A 16063-nucleotide genomic window follows, 5' to 3' on the forward strand; every position below is an offset into this window, starting at 1 on the left:
CTTGCCAGCGTAATTACATACTGGTGTTTCTATTCCGTCGTATTATTCGTCGCCTGTTCCAATTCGTTTAGGGTATCAAACAGTTGGCTTAGTAATTCTGGGTTAGAGATGAGTAATGCATTGATTTGTTCATCTTTTACAAGCGCTTCTCGTACCGAATCTATTGTGGTTTGCTTGTCTTTTTCTTTATTTATGCGCCTATCTTCTAATTTTTTATTCACCCAAAATCCTGTTGCTAATAGGGCTTGCGCGAGAGTAACAATGCCACTTATCAACCCGATGCTTTGGCCTGGGTCTATGAAGTGCCCTTCATCCAGCGAGTGGTAATTTGCACCGTCAATTATTCTATTAAGTGTCGTGTCGCCAACCATTTCCGCATCTAGCGGTGCAACACTCTTTACACAAACTAACAGTTTTTCTCTATCTAACTCATTCATTTCGTCACCTCATAAATAATGAATTACTAAGTGAATGGATATTGAAGTATCGGGTAAGCCTAATAAGAGTGTGAGCAGGTTTTTGTTACAATAAATAGATTGCCACACTATAAACAAACAAAACCTACTAAGTTTGTTGCCTAGCTACTTGCCAACAAGCACGCACCAGAATAACTCGTGTCACACGTTCACCGTTTTAAACGATATGAACCAGTGAACCGTGAACAATCCGAGTCTATAACAGAATTTTGCAGATGAATACCTGCTTGACACGTAAATCATCAACCTTCAAGAAACAAGGCTAGCTTAAAAACGTTAAAGGTGGGCGCAGCATTTTCACTGTAATATTTTATGCAACTAACTTACATACTTGCCGCTTAGCTAACGTTTAGAGGAGGAATTATATCTATTAAAGAAAACAAAGCTTTGAAAAGGAAGGAATACCAAAGGCTAACCATTGGCACGCATTGTAAATATGTTCTTAAAAACCCAACACCAATACCACTCAAACACACCGCCGAAAAAAGCCAACAGCAAGCAACATAAGGCTTTAAAATAAAGTCTTTTCCTAGCAATTAGCAATTAGCAATTAGCAGCTAGCGATTAACGATTGTTAGTTAACCCTCAAAACCCCATTCCCATTTCCATGGCAGCCGTTGCAACTACCGCTGGTTATTATCCCTGGCATGGTGCGTATCATGCCGCTTGGGCCTTCTATTTCTGGGTCTACCCCATCTTTAAAACCCGTTGCGGGGTTTACTTCTAAACCGGCGATAGATTCCGACGTATAGAAGTTACCGCTGGCATCGGTGGTAAGCGTAGCGAGCAGTGTGTTGGTACCAGCCGCGTATATGCGCACAGTGCCATTGGTTTGCGGTGTGGTGCCGGTGGCATAAATGGTACCGGCTACGGTGAATGCCACTGGTGCGCTGCCGCCATCAGTATGACAGCTTAAGCAGTGTTGGCCGGCATTGTGGCTGGTTTGGGCCGACGCGCCGCTGCTGGAACTGCTAGACGAAGACGAACTACTAGTTGAAGACGAGCTACCAGAGCTAGATGAATCGGATGAGCCGCTGGCCCCGCCGCCACAGGCTGTAAGCGTTGCAATACAAAAACTTATTAGGGCGAGAGATTTATACATGGGTTACCTGCGTATTAGCTGGCCAAGTTAAATGGCAAATGCCATTACGTATGGCATTAATAGTAGCGCCTTGACGCCAGCCCATGTGCTTAAGGTTGTGTAAGTGCGGCCTAGTTCACTCTAATTTATTAACGGTACCTAAAATTTAAAAAAAGCCGAGTAAAACATCTTACTCGGCAAACACGGTTTTAGAGCTTAAAAATAAAACCTACACTGGCAATATCGGTGCTGCCAAAGGCGCCGTCGTTATCGGCGGCAAAGTCTATAATTTGGTACTCGGCTTTTAGGGCAAGTTGTTTAGATAGGTGCATTAATACACCGCCGCCATAGGTTAGGTCGGCATCGTTAAGGCGCAAACTTGCGCTGGAATTATCCGCGTGGGCGTAGCTGTTTATATCTGCTCGCCAAAAGTACTGGCCAACTTTGCCGTATAGCTCTAGGTCATCCGAAAGGGGTAGGTGACCAATAAGCGATACATTTAGGCCGGTAAATTTTAAGCTGTTATCTAACTGGCCATCGTTATAGGTTTCGCTTGCGGTAAACTCGCCGGTATCTAAATAACTTACTTCTAGGGCAAAAAAATCACCAAAGCGTGCGCCGGCACCAAAGTTTAATGTGGTGGAATCTTCCGCAAAGCCGGTAGTGGTGGCACTGCCCACGCTGCCAGTAAGGTATGACTCGGCATAGGCAGAGCTGCTATAGTAGGCGGCGCTTATTGCTAGGGTAAGCGCGAAGGGTAGGGTAAGTAGTTTGCGCATAATCAATCCTCTGTGTGCGTTTTTCGTCTAGTTGCCCTCACTGTATGCCCCTTTGGCTGAATCTTTTCTGAATACGGTTGTAAACGTACCTATGAATTCCTCTGTTGATGTTATTGCGCCCAAATGGCGTACCCCGCAAATATTCTTGTTGGCCTGCGTGTTTGTAATGTCTTTTACTTTTGCTACGTGGCAGGTGCTGCTTAATAACTTTGTTATAGAGCGCGCAAATTTTACCGGGGTAGAAATTGGTGTGTTGCAAAGCCTGCGTGAAGTGCCGGGCTTTTTGGCGTTTACCGCGGTGTTTGTATTGCTGATATTGCGCGAGCACTATTTTGCATTGCTTAGTTTGTTAACCCTGTGTGTGGGCGTTGCGCTTACTGGTTTTTTTCCTACCGCGTTGGGTTTGTATTGCACCACGGTGTTAATGTCTATTGGCTTTCACTATTTCGAAACCATTAACAAATCGCTTACGTTGCAGTGGATAGATAAAGCAGAAACCCCCCACTTTATGGGGCGTGCGCTGGCCATTAAAGCGGTTGGTTCGCTGGGCGCCTACGCCATGATTTGGCTGGCTATGGAATGGATGGGTGTGGATTACGTATGGATGTACCTAATTACCGGCACCATAGGGTTTATGGTGGTGCTGGTGTTATTTGCTAAGTTCCCAGATTTTAACCAAGGCGTAGTGCAAACTAAAAAGCTGTTGGTGCGCAAACGCTATTGGCTGTATTACGCGCTGGTTATGTTAAGCGGCGCGCGCAGGCAAATTTTTGTGGTGTTTGCCGGTTTTATGATGGTGGAGAAATTCGGCTACACGGTGGGGCAAATTAGCAGCCTGTTTATTATTAACTATATATTTAACTTCTTTTTTGCCGCGCGCATAGGCAAGTGGATTGGTGTAATAGGCGAGCGCAATGCTTTGGTTATTGAATATGTGGGCCTTATTTTTGTGTTTACTGGCTACGCTTTTGTTAGCAACGCGCAGTTTGCCGCAGCCTTGTATGTTATCGATCACCTGTTCTTTGCCTTCGCCATTGCTATTAGTACCTATTTTCAAAAAATAGCCCAAAAAGAAGATATAGCCGCAACCGCGAGCGTAAGCTTTACCATTAACCATATTGCAGCGGTGGTAATACCCGTGCTGTTAGGCATGGTGTGGATAGTGTCGCCAGCGGCTGTATTTTTTGTGGGTGTTGGTTTGGCGGTGGGCTCGTTGGTGTTATCGCTTAATATTCCCGCGCGGCCAGATATAGGCAATGAAGTGCGCGTAGGTAAGGTTGGCTAACGCCATAATCTTATTGAGTGGTTAGCGGCCTGCACGCGGGCCGCTATCGCTATCGTCTATAAAGTTAGTGCGCAGGTGTGATGGGCGGCTGAAATCCGCGCGCTCGCTCACGGGCTTATAGTTAGCCAGTTTGCGTTGAGTGCTTTCTTTAATTTTAATCTCTTGTTGCTGTTTACTGTCGCGAGCTAAGAGCTTACTAAACCACAATTTAACCATATTGGCTGTGCGCGTTCCGTTTAATGCCTGTTGATGATCTATGCGTTAGGCTATTTGTATACGCCGCAAAGGCGCAAATACGCTAACGACAACTATTGGCTGAGCGATGAATGGAGCTTCAACCAGTGTTCAAATAGTGTGCTTTGTGCAAGGTTTTGGGGCAGGGAGGCGCGTATTCTTGAAGTTTGGCGCGCCAAGCTGCTGGGTTTGCTTGCCTCGCAGAGTATTTATAGTTTTGTAACGCAAATAGTCTGCCAAGCAAGAGGCAGCATTTTAACGGAGCAGCCCACATAACTTTGTGCGCTACATCGCCATTCCGCAGTGCAATATCGTCTAAATCTACCGTGGTTGCTTATTAATTACTCTGTTGCCCTTTTTCGCCATTTTTGAACGGCACTTTGCCACTTGCTGCCCCTAGCCTGCCCCGTGAGCTTGGTTTACTTGCTTTAACCAAATAGGGAGAGGCAACCGTGAACACACACCGCAAATTACACCTAATGAACAAGCTTAAAAAAGCGCGCGCCGAGGGCATAGCGTGGTTTTTTTATGCGCTGTTGGTATTTTCTTTTAGCCTGTACACCACCCAAAAAGCCAACGCAGGTGAAGAGCCGGCATCTGGCCAATTAACGCTTGTGGATGCCACGGGCAACAGCTTGGATGCGCTGCATTTATCCACCCATGTGGATATGCAAATTAACGGCTTAATAGCCAAGGTAACGGTAGAGCAGGCCTTTACCAATAACAGCGATGAGTGGCGCGAAGGGGTATATGTGTTCCCCTTAGATGAACAGGCCGCAGTTAACGCCATGGAAATGGTAATAGGTGATCGCCGTATAAAAGGCGAAATTAAAGAAAAAGAGGTAGCCGAAAAAATTTATCAACAGGCTAAGGCCGAGGGTAAAAAGGCGAGCTTGGTATCGCAGCAACGACCAAACCTGTTTACCCAAAAGGTAGCCAATATACCGCCGCGCGAAACCATTAGCGTAAGCCTTACCTACACCCAAAGAGTGGAATACCACAGTGGTCAGTTTGGTTTGCGTTTTCCGCTTACACTTACCCAGCGCTACATACCTAATAGTGCAAATTTAGAGACGAACGTCGTCGAAAATACGAAAAATTGGGACGATGAAAGATGGGAGAACTCAGCGCCAGATACGGCAGAAAAAACGCCGACTAGCATAGACCTGGCCGCTGGCGGTTACGGCTGGCAGAGCTTTAACCCCATAATTCACACCCAAAAACCCACCCCACAGGTGCCTGATGCACACTTAATATCGCCGCCGATGGTATTGGCCCAAGGGCAGTATGGCGACGGGCAGTACGAACAGACCGGCAAAGATAACCGCGCAACCATAAGTATTCAATTAGATGCGGGTTTTAACGTGGCTAACATCGAATCGCTGTACCACCAAATTACCATTAACAAACCGCCCAGCAGCGCCTACAACGTAGAGCTAACCAATGGCAGCACTCTTATGGATAGGGACTTTGTATTGCAGTGGCGCGCAACGGCAAGCAGTGCACCACAAGCTGCAGTATTTAAAGAAACACTAGCAGGGGAAGACTACCTATTACTTATGTTGCTGCCGCCCCAAGGCCAACAGCAACACACGCAAAGCTTAAGCCGCGACATTGTGTTTGTTGTGGATACCTCTGGCTCTATGCAGGGTACTTCTATACAGCAGGCCAAACGCAGCTTGCAGTTTGCCCTGCGCGGGCTAAACCCCAGCGATACCTTTAACATTATTGAATTCGATACAAGCTTTAGCCGCTTTCGCTCGCGCCCGGTAAGTGCCACGGCCAGCAATGTGCAGGCAGCGGTAAGCTGGGTAAATAATTTAAATGCCGATAACGGTACCGAAATGTACGCCGCGCTCGAAGAGGCATTCGACCAACTAGCCAGCATCAACCCAAACGGTACAGAAAATAGCAAAAGCAGTAATAACCTGCAGCAGGTAGTGTTTATTACCGATGGGGCAGTAGGCAACGAACAAGCGCTGCTTTCGCTTATTCACCGCCGCTTAAACAATGCGCGTTTATTTACCGTGGCTATTGGCTCGGCGCCCAACAGCTACTTTATGCGCAAGGCGGCCCAGTTTGGCAAAGGTGCCAATGTGTTTATAGGTGATACCGCCGAAGTAACCCATAAAATGAATGCGTTGCTGAGCAAATTAAAAACCACCTTAGTTAGCGATATTAATGTGCAATGGCCGCAACAGTCGGAGGTGTACCCGCAGCGCATCCCCGATTTATATGCAGGCGAGCCGCTATTACTTGCGGCAAAAACCAGCGGTGCTATGGGCACAATCGACATAAGCGGCAACACGGCGTTGCAGCCGTGGCAATCCCAATTAACCATCAACCCGTACCACAACAACAGTGGCGTGGCGCAGGTGTGGGCCAAGAGTAAAATCGATGCGCTAGAAGATTCAAAAACAGAAGGCGCCAACCCGCAAGATGTACGTAAACAGGTGGTAGATGTGGCGCTTACCCACGCGCTTATTACCCCCTACACCAGTTTTGTAGCGGTGGAAGAGTTAGTGTCGCGGCCCGCCCACCAGCCTGTGCAAACGCAGGCTGTAGCTAACCTTAAGCCGCAAGGCCAAACGGTGAGTTACCCCAAAACAGCAACCTCCGCCACGTTTAACTTAGTGCTGGGTATTGGTTTGCTACTGCTGGCGTTTGCCCTGCAGTTACGCAGTATTATTCGCGCGTTGTTACACAGCTTTGCGCCCAGCGAATGCAGCGGGGTGAACGTGTAATGGTTATGGTGGATTGGCGAGCAATTAAACAAAAGTGGTTGTGGGGTTTGGTAATAGTGGGGCTGTTATTGTGCGGCAACAGCATGTGGGTACACGCAAAGGCCACACTCGCGCAGCACCTTATTGCCAGCGCGTGGCAGCAAAGCTTGGCCGACGGCAAACCCCACAAGCCGTGGCGCTGGGCAGACTCGTGGCCAGTGGCGCGCTTAAAAGTACCCGCCACAGGGGCAGACCTTTACGTATTGGCCGGCGCCCACGGCACAGCCCTCGCATTTGGCCCGGGCCATATGGATGGCACCGCGTTGCCGGGTGCCAGTGGCACCAGCGTAGTAGGCGGCCATCGCGATACCCATTTTCAGTTTTTGCAAAATCTGCAGGCGGGCGATTGGGTGCTGGTGCAACAACCCAACGCCAAGTGGCATTCGTATCAAATTCAAACCCAGCGCATTGCCGATATTCGCAAAGGCGGGTTAACCCTGCCCGCGCAAGGCGACTGGCTTTACTTGGTAACCTGTTACCCGTTTAACAATTGGAAGGCCGGTGGCAGCGAGCGCTATGTAGTAGAAGCCCGCCGCGTACAGGCAAACCAAATAAGCGGCAAAACAGCCGAAGCTGATGCCAACCAGCCCACAACACCTACACAGGTTCCGGCGCAACTGAATGTGCTTACTAAATGGCAAACGGGGTATTACAGCAGTCGCGTGGATGCTAGGTTGGCAAGTGCTCACTTTTAATGGGGGTGTTTTACTTTTACCTTATGTGCAAACAGCTAATAAACACGTTAAATAAGTGCTAAACCCTCCTAGGTGCCATAATAATGCTTGACTGAAATTCACAAGCCTTCACACTTTTGCTTTGGGTTTAACTTGCAAGCTCTTACTTGCAACCCCCTCAAGTATACGCAAAGGAGAAAGCTATGAATGTTGTAATTACTGGTGCAAACCGCGGCATAGGCTTGGCCCTTGTACAGGGCTATTTGGCTAAAGGTGCCAAAGTATTTGCGGTGTGCCGCGAAGCAACCCCAGAGCTTACGGCTACTGGCGCAGAGGTAATAGAAGGGGTAGATGTTACCGCAGCGGTATCTGTTGCTGCGCTGGCTGAGCGTTTAGATGGGGTGACCATTGATGTGCTTATTAATAACGCCGGCTTGTTCCAAAACGAGACCTTAGGCGCTATCGATTACGATCAAATAATTACCCAGTTTCATGTTAATGCCCTTGGGGCTTTGCGTGTTTCGGAAGCGTTAATTAGCAATATGGCGCGCGGCAGTAAAATTGGCTTAATTACCAGCCGCATGGGGTCTATTGCCGATAATACCTCTGGCTCTTACTACGGCTATCGCATGTCTAAAGCGGCATTAAATGCGGCGGGTATGTCGTTGGCGCAAGACTTACGCGGTCGCCAAGTGGCGGTGGCTATATTGCACCCCGGCTTTGTGCAAACCCGCATGGTGGGTTTTGCCGGCGATGTGGCCCCCGATACAGCGGCGGCGGGCTTAATCAAACGCATCGATAACCTTACCCTCGAAACCAGCGGTTCCTTCTGGCACGCCAATGGCGAGCAATTGCCTTGGTAAGCCTTGCTTTAGATGCAATTTAACAACCTATTTACTCTACATATCACTCTACATATAAGTGCCCGCTTTGCGCGGGCCGGCGGAGCTTTGCACAATGGAAAAAGCGTTAATCTATAGCTATTTATTAGATGGTAAAGGCGGCGGCAAATCGATGACTGCCGAAGAAATTACCCAGTGGCAACCCAGCGATGGGCTGCTGTGGGTACATCTAGATTACAGCGTAGAAGGCGCCCCCGAGTGGATATTTGCGCAAAAAGACTTACCCAATGTGTGTGCTCAAGCCCTGCTGCACGAAGAAACCCGTCCACGTGCTACTTTGGTGGGTAGCGGCATATTAATGTCTTTGCGCGGCGTGAACTTAAACCCCAGCGCCGACCCGGAAGACATGGTATCTATTCGGGTTTATGCCGATAAAAACCGCATTATTAGCACCCGTCACAGGCGTTTGCTAACCGTAGCCGACATAGTTACCAGCCTAGATGAAAACCGCGGCCCCAAAGATAGCGGCGAATTTATTCAAGAGTTGGTGCGCGGCCTTACGTTGCGCATGGAAACCACCATAGACATGTTGGAAGAGCGCACAGACGACTTAGAAGACACAGTCATAGCAGGCGGCAAAAACGGGTTGCGCAGCGAGCTTTCTGCCGTGCGTCGCGCCGCAATTATGTTGCGCCGCTACTTGGCCCCGCAGAGGGAGGCGCTATCGCGATTGTGTGGTGAGCAAGCGCCGTGGCTAACCGAAACACACCGCATAGGCCTGCGCGAAACCTCCGACCATTTATTACGCCTGCTAGAAAACTTAGATTCTGCCCGCGATCGCGCTGCCGTAGTGCAAGAAGAGCTGGTGAATCATATGTCCGAGCAGATGAACCAGCGCATGTATGTGCTTTCGTTGGTGGCGGCCATCTTTTTGCCGCTTGGCTTCTTAACGGGGCTACTGGGCATAAACGTAGGTGGCATACCTGGCGCCGAAAATAACCAAGCATTTTTCTGGTTTATTGCTATCCTTTGCAGCCTTACCGCCTTGCAGGTGGTGGTGTTTAAACGATTTAAGTGGATGTAAAACCAATATGGTGAATGCAATTTTCCCTAAAAAGCGCGGAGCTGGGCGGCGTAAACAAGGCGCTAGCAACCGCGATGCCGAGCAAAACTTTAGCCGCGAGCCTTTTACCGCCGAAGTGGTGGATATGGCCAGCGACGGCCGCGGTGTTATTCATCACCCCGAGGGCCGCACCTGTTTTGTAAGCGGCGTTTGGTTAGGGGAAAAGGGCACCTTTAGGTTAACCGAAATTAAAGGCCGCACCGGCAGCGCCGAAGTGGTAGAGCTTACCCAAGTGGCACCGCAAAAAATAACTGCCCCATGTGTGTACCACGGCCACAGCGCCAAGCATTGCGGTGGCTGTGCGTGGCAATCTATTGAGTACAGCGCGCAATTGCAGGCTAAGCAAACCCGCGTAGAAAAAGCGCTGGCCAATTTGTGTAAGCCCGATGCCATAGCCCCAATATTAGGTGCCGAGCGCACCGAGGGCTATCGCAATCGCGCGCAGTTCAAAACAGATGGCAGCAAGTTAGGCTATGTTGCCCCTAGTTCCAACAATATTGTGGATGTTGAAACCTGCTTGGTACTTACGCCGCACAACGCTGCTACTCTGGCCAACCTGCGCCAACAACTGCCCAACAGCGAGTGGCAGCCTAAACGCAAAGAGCCGTGGGTAACGTTGAACATTGACGAAACGCACAGTGCCGATGAGGTGCGAGTTAACGAGCGCTTGCCATTTATGCAGGCCAACAGCAGCCAAAATAAGCTAATGCAAGATTGGCTAGCAGAGCGCTTGGCAAGGGTAGATTTAGCAAACCCCGCAATAGAGCTATTTTGCGGGTCGGGCAACTTTACCGAGGTAATTGCAGCGGCAGGCTTCCCTGCGGTGGCAGCCGTAGAGGTGGAGGGCGATGCCTTGAGTGCGTTGCAAGCCAAGGCACTAACCAATGTGAGTGTGCACGGTATTAACCTGTACGAAGAAGGCGGCCTAGAAAATGCCCTAAAAACCCAGCCCAAGGCTAAAACCCTGGTGCTAGACCCGCCCCGAGACGGCTTAAAAGAGCGCGCGGCGCTACTTAAAAAGTCGTGCAAAATACGCGATATTTTGTATATATCGTGCGATTTGGCCACATTTACCCGCGATATTACCGATTTATGCGGCGCGGGCTACAAACTGGTAGCCGTACAACCCGTAGACCAATTCCCCCATACCCCCCACGTAGAAATACTGGCTCATTTGCGGGTGAAGGGGGGTTAGAAACGCTAATTGCTAGTGGCTAGAGATTAGTGCCTAGGAATTGGTATAGGTATAGGTAACTAGAAATTAGCTACTAGCGATTAGAGATTAATAATACCCCAATGCTTGCGATAGCTTTTCGCGGGCCGAGCCTATATGGTTGCGTATGTAGGGGTCCATATTTATGAGTGACCCGCGCGTTATCTCACGCTGCTCTACCAATTCCTTATCTAAATAATATTGCATGGTGTGAATGCGCTTGGCTTTTTCACCGTAGAGTACTTCAACCCATTGGTTCACCAACCAAATATACTGTTTAACGCTTAAATCTAAATAGCGTTGCGTAGCGCGGTGCATGCCCTGAATGTTGCGTTCGCCGGGGGGAATAAGTGAAAGGCTTATAAAGTAGGTGGCGGTAATGCGGTAAGGAAACAATGCGGTATTGCACAGCAGTTGTAAAAACCAGCCGGTTAGCCAAATGGGGCTAAGTAAAAACATGGCAAAATACAAAAGCATGCGTATGTGCAGCGGCTGTTGATTGAAGGCGTGGTGCCAAGGGATGCGCGGTATAAATGCATCCACATAGCGGCTGCGCCAAGCTCTGCGCTGCATTTTGGCTGCAAGTTTAATGCAGGTTAGCTCATTCTGTGTGAGCTTGGGGGTGTGACTGGGCATGGCATTCCTTCGATAAAACTCATCGCGACTGACCATTTAGCTGTTAGTTATATGGTCAAATTGTCCATTAAAAACGCAATTTACGCGCCAAAAAGCGACTGCCCAGCTGCTTTTAAATCATTATAGCAATGCTTGCGTCAACCCCACTGCGCTGGCGGCCAGTAAAGAGCAGCCAATAACCCGGTAAAAGGCCCCGCTTTGATTTTGTATTAGCCAATCGTGAGCTCGCAGCCCCAACATATGCCCAACAAAGGCGCACGGCACTAACCACAGGTGGTTAATTAAGTGCAGGTCTACACCGCTATAAATTAAAACCGATACCTTAATTGTGACCAAAATAAACCAAAGTACAAATAACGTATCGCGCAATTGTTTGGTAGCTATGTGGCGAGTGGCTACGGCAACAATAAGGGGCGCGCCAATAAGCGACGTACCGCTAATATAGCCACCCATCATTAAAAACACCGTTTCTACCCAGCGATTAGTTGCGCGCAACGGCCGGTTTACTATGTAGGTGCAGGCGTAAAACACCACTATGCCGAAAATGATGATGCTCATTAAATTGCCGGGTAGCGTAAGCAGGCCAAATACACCAATAAGCTTTGGCACAATTACAATACTTAGCATTTTGCGCAGGTAGGGCCAATCTACATTGCTTAGCGGAGGCTGGCGCTCGGCCTTGGGAGGCTTGTAGTAGTTTTGGGCAAAGGTAAGCGCAGAAAAGAACAGCAGCTGCACCGCAATAAGCGATAGATAAACAATAGGTTGGTTATCTATAAGCAAAAGAAACGGCAGGGTAAACAGCGCGCCGCCAAAGCCTAGCCCCGTGCGCACAAATCCGCTCCACGCAAAAGTCACGCTAATAAGCGCGTACTGGTACCACATTAAATCTAGCATTAGGCGCGGGGCTTATTGTGCGGGCATCGTTTAGCTTGTTCGCTGCGTGCTTGCAGGGTTTGCTGGCGCTCTGCGCTGCCAGTTGGCTGAATAGTCCAACCCTGTATGTGAGTGTTCACTATGTTGCTAAGCGTTTGTATGTGCTCGTCGCTGCTGTTTAATGCGGGTATATACTCGTAGCGTTCGCCACCGGCTTCCATGAAGTACTCGCGGTTTTCTTCTTCTATTTCTTCCAGTGTTTCTAGGCAATCGGCAGCAAACCCAGGGCAAATAACCTGCACGCTCTTTGTGCCGTTAGCGGCTAACTCTTTTAGCGTAGCGTCGGTGTAGGGCTTTAACCACTCGGCTTTACCAAAGCGCGACTGGAAAGTTGTAATGTACTCTTCGGGGCCCAGCTCCAGTGCTTCAATAATTAAGCGGGTAGTGGCAAGGCACTCGCAGTGGTAGGGGTCGCCCTTGTGTAAATAAAACTGCGGCACCCCGTGGTAAGAAAGCACAAGCTTTTGCGCGCGGCCGTGTTTACCCCAGTGGGCGCGAATGCTGTTTACCAAGGCATTTATGTAATCTGGGTGGCTGTTGTAGTGGTTAACAAAGCGCAGCTCGGGCAGCCAGCGGCGCGAAGCAAAATCTTTGGCTACCGCATCGAAGGTGGAGGCAGTAGTGGACCCGGAATACTGCGGGTAGAGCGGCAACACCAACAGCTTGCGCACGCCTTGGTCGCACAGTGTGGTAATTGCGCTAGTAATTGAAGGGTTACCGTAGCGCATGGCGTAATCTACAACTAGGTTGTCGCCGTGCTGGGCTTGCAGTTGTTGGCGCAGCTTGTCGGCTTGGTCGCGGGTGTGAAAAGCCAGTGGCGAGCCTTGATCTGTCCATACGCTGGCGTAGGTTTTGGCAGACTTAGCAGGCCGAATGCGCAAAATAATAAGGTGCAAAATTAACAGCCAAATAAGGCGCGGTATTTCCACTACGCGTGGGTCAGACAAAAACTCTTTCAAATAGCGTCGCAGCGCCGAGGGCGTTGGGGCGTCGGGAGTGCCTAAATTGGTGATAAGCACACCAACCTTTTGCTCTTCTATATGATTAAAAGCCGAACCGCGAAAACGTGAAGCCATGGGGAACCTGTTAATTAGTCAAACGTGAATAGCGCTTGTTTACGTTGGTAAATGGTTTGCAGATGACCAAGGTAGAGGCTGCGTAGCGTTTGAAGGCAGTATAAAAAGCAAAAGGGTAGCTGTATTCGGCCGTAATCTCAAACTGCCGCCTATAAAAAAGGCCGCTTTAAAAGCAGCCTTTTTATGCACTATTGCTACAGCAACGGTTTGGCAAGCTTACTCAGCTGCGTCGCCTTCTGCTGCTTCTTCAGCTGGTGCTTCTTCTACTGGCTTTGGCTCTGGCTTTTTAGCTAGGCCAGCTTCAATCAAAATAGCTACTTTATCGTCGCCATTAATCCACTTGCCGTTTGCACCACGTACTGCGTAACGGTTGTCTTTACGTTGAAAAATAACGTACTCGGCTGAGCGCTTAACTTGTTTCATGTGCCTTTCCTTAAAAAGTTGATGATGGATTTCTGGGGTTTTGAGGGCGCGCATTGTAAGTGCAAAAAATGCTCAAAGCTAGTGATATTCGTAATTTGCGTTGCAGTTTGGCAGCCCCGCTAAACCTTTATGCATGCACAATATCATCGTCAAAAATAATATTGGCACTGTAATAAGCCTTTCGCGAACAGTATTTATACTGCGCCACCAAGTTAATGTGGGTTTATCGTGCATTAGCGTGCTGCACGCTTTACATTGCACTGCGTTATTTAAGACAATTAGCGCCTTTGCCGCAGAGTGGATTCACAGGTATACCTGCGGCCGGCTAAAAAGGCATTTATTAAAAATGCTTCTACTGCCGAATCAGCTTCTTTCTGGGGACAATTGAGTGTCATATATCCGTATTCGCAAGCATTACGTGCATCTTCCATATTTATTCTTAGGCATAGTCGAGTGGCTGCTTCACGCTGCAGCTGTTTATGGCTTGGCTAGCCTTATGCAACCCGAAGCTAGCGAATTGCTGGGCTTGGCGCCGATTGGAGTAGGCAGCCTAGTGTTTTACGCCTCTATTATGAGCTGCTGCACCCTTTCTATGGGGGTGTACGATGCGTTGGTTAACGAAGGCTTTTCCAGCATGGTGTTGCGCTCGTTGGTGAGCTTCTTTTTGCTTGGCAGCCTTGCGTTTACCCTTTTTGCCTTTGTGTTTAATGGCTTAGTGCCAGAGCAAAAGCAGCTGTTTTGGACCATTATAGCCAGCTTCCTAAGTGTGCTTGTGGTGCGCGTGCTGTTTGTCAGCGTGTTTGATGCCAAGCGTATTAGCCGCAAGGTGCTTATATTTGGTGCGGGTGAAAAAGCCAAAACCTTAATTGAAGCTGCCGAAAAAGAGCATATTCAGGGTATTGAGCTAGCGGGCTGTGTAACCGCGAGTAAAGGTCAAATTCATGTGCCCGAGAGTGCATTAGTAGAATACCCAGAAGATTGGCCCAGCTACCTTAAAGAAAACCGCATATCTGAAATTGTGGTTGCGCAAGATGAGCGCCGCCGCAGCGAGGGTGGCGAGTTCCCCCTACCTGAATTCCTAAAAGCTAAGCTAGAAGGCCGCGACGTAACCGAAGTGGTTACCTTCTTCGAGCGCGAATTTAACCGCATCGAACTGCCCATGCTCACCACATCGTGGATGATTTACTCCGATGGCTTTAAAGCGTCTCGTACCCGCGATTGGGGCAAGCGTATCTTTGACTTAGTGGTTAGCTTGTCGCTCGCCGTGCTACTACTGCCATTCGTTATACCTACTATTATTGCTATCTTCCTAGAAACTGGCCGCCCTATCCTTTACCACCAAACTCGCGTGGGTAAAAACGGCAAGTCATTTCGTATCTACAAGTTCCGCAGCATGCGCCAAGATGCCGAGAAGGGTGGCAAGGCAGTATGGGCACAAAAGAACGATAGCCGCGTAACCCGCGTGGGCGCGTTTATTCGCAATACACGTCTAGATGAGTTACCACAGCTATACAATGTAATTCGAGGCGACATGAGTTTTGTGGGCCCGCGACCCGAGCGCCCAGAATTTGTGGAAGAACTAAAAGAAAAAATACCTTATTATGATGTCCGTCACACCGTTAAACCCGGCTTAATGGGGTGGGCACAACTGAAGTACCCCTACGGCGCATCGGTAGAAGACGCCAAAAACAAATTACAATACGACCTGTATTACACCAAGAACCACAGCTTTCTTATGGATTTGCTCATAATGATCCAAACAGTAGAAGTGGTATTGCTAGGTAAGGGCGTACACTAGCGAAGAAACGCTAACCGAATACAATTATTCAAACCATCCGCGCCTGTATGGGCGCCCGTGATCTATTAGGGAAGGGGACACAAATGAAATCACTACTTAAAATAGCCGGCATAATTGCCATGAGCTTAACGCTCTGGAACTGCGGCTCGCCCGCCACACCCAGCGTAAAGCCCAGCATGAACGTAGCCAGCATTACCGATGAGTACCGCATTGGTAACGGCGATGCCCTGCAAATTAACGTTTGGAAAAACCCAGAGTTATCTGTTGCCGTACCCGTGCGCCCAGATGGCAAAATCTCTTTGCCTTTGGTGGGTGATATCACCGCTTCTGGCGAAACCGCGCAGCAGCTGGGTGCAAATATCGCCACTAAGCTCAATTCATTTATTCGCAACCCGCAAGTTACCGTTATTGTAACCAACCCAAGCAGCGCCGACTTCCAGCGCCGCATTCGCGTTACCGGTGCGGTTAACCAGCCAATTTCTGTTCCTTACCGCGAGGGTATGACCATTCTCGACTTGGTACTAGAAGCCGGTGGCGTAACTGAATTTGCCAGCGCAAACAAAGCCAAGTTATACCGCAAAGAAGGCGACAGCGTAAAAGTTTACCCTGTGTACCTCAACGACATTCTAAATAAAGGTAAGTTGGTAACAAACTATCAGCTTGTACCTTCCGATATAGTCACTATTCCAGAAAGAGCTTTTTAA

The 16063-nt window shown here is 49.0% G+C and carries 16 protein-coding genes; 8 read left to right on the forward strand and 8 right to left on the reverse strand.

Annotated features, from left to right (window positions below):
- Nucleotides 1-29: 29 nt before the first annotated feature.
- From SDE_RS00600 to SDE_RS00615, 3 genes are all read right to left on the reverse strand, one after another.
- Nucleotides 30-437: a hypothetical protein gene (locus SDE_RS00600; RefSeq protein ID WP_011466605.1), complete on the reverse strand. Its 408-nt coding sequence runs from the start codon at nucleotides 435-437 to the stop codon at nucleotides 30-32.
- Nucleotides 438-1050: 613 nt separating this feature from the next.
- Complete coding sequence (locus tag SDE_RS22260) at nucleotides 1051-1578, reverse strand: hypothetical protein (RefSeq protein WP_011466606.1); 528 nt, start codon at nucleotides 1576-1578, stop codon at nucleotides 1051-1053.
- A gap of 188 nt (nucleotides 1579-1766) precedes the next feature.
- Nucleotides 1767-2336 (reverse strand): outer membrane beta-barrel protein, encoded by a 570-nt coding sequence (locus SDE_RS00615; RefSeq protein WP_011466607.1) that lies wholly within the window; start codon nucleotides 2334-2336, stop codon nucleotides 1767-1769.
- A gap of 91 nt (nucleotides 2337-2427) precedes the next feature.
- Between SDE_RS00615 and SDE_RS00620 the strand changes: the two genes are divergently transcribed.
- Nucleotides 2428-3621 carry an MFS transporter gene (locus tag SDE_RS00620; protein WP_011466608.1) on the forward strand — a complete coding sequence of 398 codons (1194 nt, stop codon included), beginning with the start codon at nucleotides 2428-2430 and terminating at the stop codon, nucleotides 3619-3621.
- 21 nt (nucleotides 3622-3642) lie between these two features.
- On the opposite strand, the gene SDE_RS00625 is transcribed toward SDE_RS00620, so the two are convergent.
- Entirely contained in the window at nucleotides 3643-3837 is a 195-nt protein-coding gene (locus SDE_RS00625) for a hypothetical protein (protein WP_041323963.1), read from the reverse strand.
- Nucleotides 3838-4307: 470 nt separating this feature from the next.
- Between SDE_RS00625 and SDE_RS00635 the strand changes: the two genes are divergently transcribed.
- The 5 genes from SDE_RS00635 to SDE_RS00655 all read left to right on the forward strand — a co-directional run bounded on the left by SDE_RS00635 (nucleotide 4308) and on the right by SDE_RS00655 (nucleotide 10472).
- Nucleotides 4308-6599, forward strand: a complete 2292-nt coding sequence (locus SDE_RS00635) for a marine proteobacterial sortase target protein (protein ID WP_011466610.1) — start codon at nucleotides 4308-4310, stop codon at nucleotides 6597-6599.
- The gene (locus SDE_RS00640; RefSeq protein ID WP_083763095.1) at nucleotides 6578-7333 is read left to right on the forward strand and encodes a class GN sortase; all 756 of its coding nucleotides are present in this window, start codon (nucleotides 6578-6580) and stop codon (nucleotides 7331-7333) included. The genes SDE_RS00635 and SDE_RS00640 overlap by 22 nt, the downstream gene beginning before the upstream one ends.
- A 182-nt stretch (nucleotides 7334-7515) precedes the next feature.
- Nucleotides 7516-8175 carry an SDR family oxidoreductase gene (locus SDE_RS00645; RefSeq protein WP_011466612.1) on the forward strand — a complete coding sequence of 220 codons (660 nt, stop codon included), beginning with the start codon at nucleotides 7516-7518 and terminating at the stop codon, nucleotides 8173-8175.
- A 94-nt stretch (nucleotides 8176-8269) separates the two neighbouring features.
- A complete protein-coding gene (locus SDE_RS00650; protein WP_011466613.1) occupies nucleotides 8270-9238 on the forward strand; it encodes a zinc transporter ZntB in 969 nt (322 codons plus the stop codon).
- A gap of 7 nt (nucleotides 9239-9245) precedes the next feature.
- Nucleotides 9246-10472 carry a class I SAM-dependent RNA methyltransferase gene (locus SDE_RS00655; RefSeq protein WP_011466614.1) on the forward strand — a complete coding sequence of 409 codons (1227 nt, stop codon included), beginning with the start codon at nucleotides 9246-9248 and terminating at the stop codon, nucleotides 10470-10472.
- Between the two features lie 87 nt (nucleotides 10473-10559).
- On the opposite strand, the gene SDE_RS21020 is transcribed toward SDE_RS00655, so the two are convergent.
- From SDE_RS21020 to SDE_RS00675, 4 genes are all read right to left on the reverse strand, one after another.
- Nucleotides 10560-11126, reverse strand: a complete 567-nt coding sequence (locus tag SDE_RS21020) for a hypothetical protein (RefSeq protein WP_011466615.1) — start codon at nucleotides 11124-11126, stop codon at nucleotides 10560-10562.
- A 120-nt stretch (nucleotides 11127-11246) separates the two neighbouring features.
- Entirely contained in the window at nucleotides 11247-12023 is a 777-nt protein-coding gene (locus SDE_RS00665) for a TSUP family transporter (RefSeq protein WP_011466616.1), read from the reverse strand.
- Nucleotides 12023-13138: a ferrochelatase gene (gene hemH, locus SDE_RS00670; RefSeq protein ID WP_011466617.1), complete on the reverse strand. Its 1116-nt coding sequence runs from the start codon at nucleotides 13136-13138 to the stop codon at nucleotides 12023-12025. Before hemH ends, SDE_RS00665 begins: the two co-directional genes overlap by 1 nt.
- A gap of 216 nt (nucleotides 13139-13354) precedes the next feature.
- Nucleotides 13355-13561 (reverse strand): hypothetical protein, encoded by a 207-nt coding sequence (locus SDE_RS00675; RefSeq protein ID WP_011466618.1) that lies wholly within the window; start codon nucleotides 13559-13561, stop codon nucleotides 13355-13357.
- Nucleotides 13562-13949: 388 nt separating this feature from the next.
- Between SDE_RS00675 and SDE_RS00680 the strand changes: the two genes are divergently transcribed.
- Nucleotides 13950-15359, forward strand: a complete 1410-nt coding sequence (locus SDE_RS00680; RefSeq protein WP_011466619.1) for a TIGR03013 family XrtA/PEP-CTERM system glycosyltransferase — start codon at nucleotides 13950-13952, stop codon at nucleotides 15357-15359.
- A gap of 83 nt (nucleotides 15360-15442) precedes the next feature.
- Nucleotides 15443-16063 carry an XrtA/PEP-CTERM system exopolysaccharide export protein gene (locus SDE_RS00685; protein ID WP_011466620.1) on the forward strand — a complete coding sequence of 207 codons (621 nt, stop codon included), beginning with the start codon at nucleotides 15443-15445 and terminating at the stop codon, nucleotides 16061-16063.

Source organism: Saccharophagus degradans 2-40 (assembly GCF_000013665.1).
GTDB lineage: Bacteria > Pseudomonadota > Gammaproteobacteria > Pseudomonadales > Cellvibrionaceae > Saccharophagus > Saccharophagus degradans.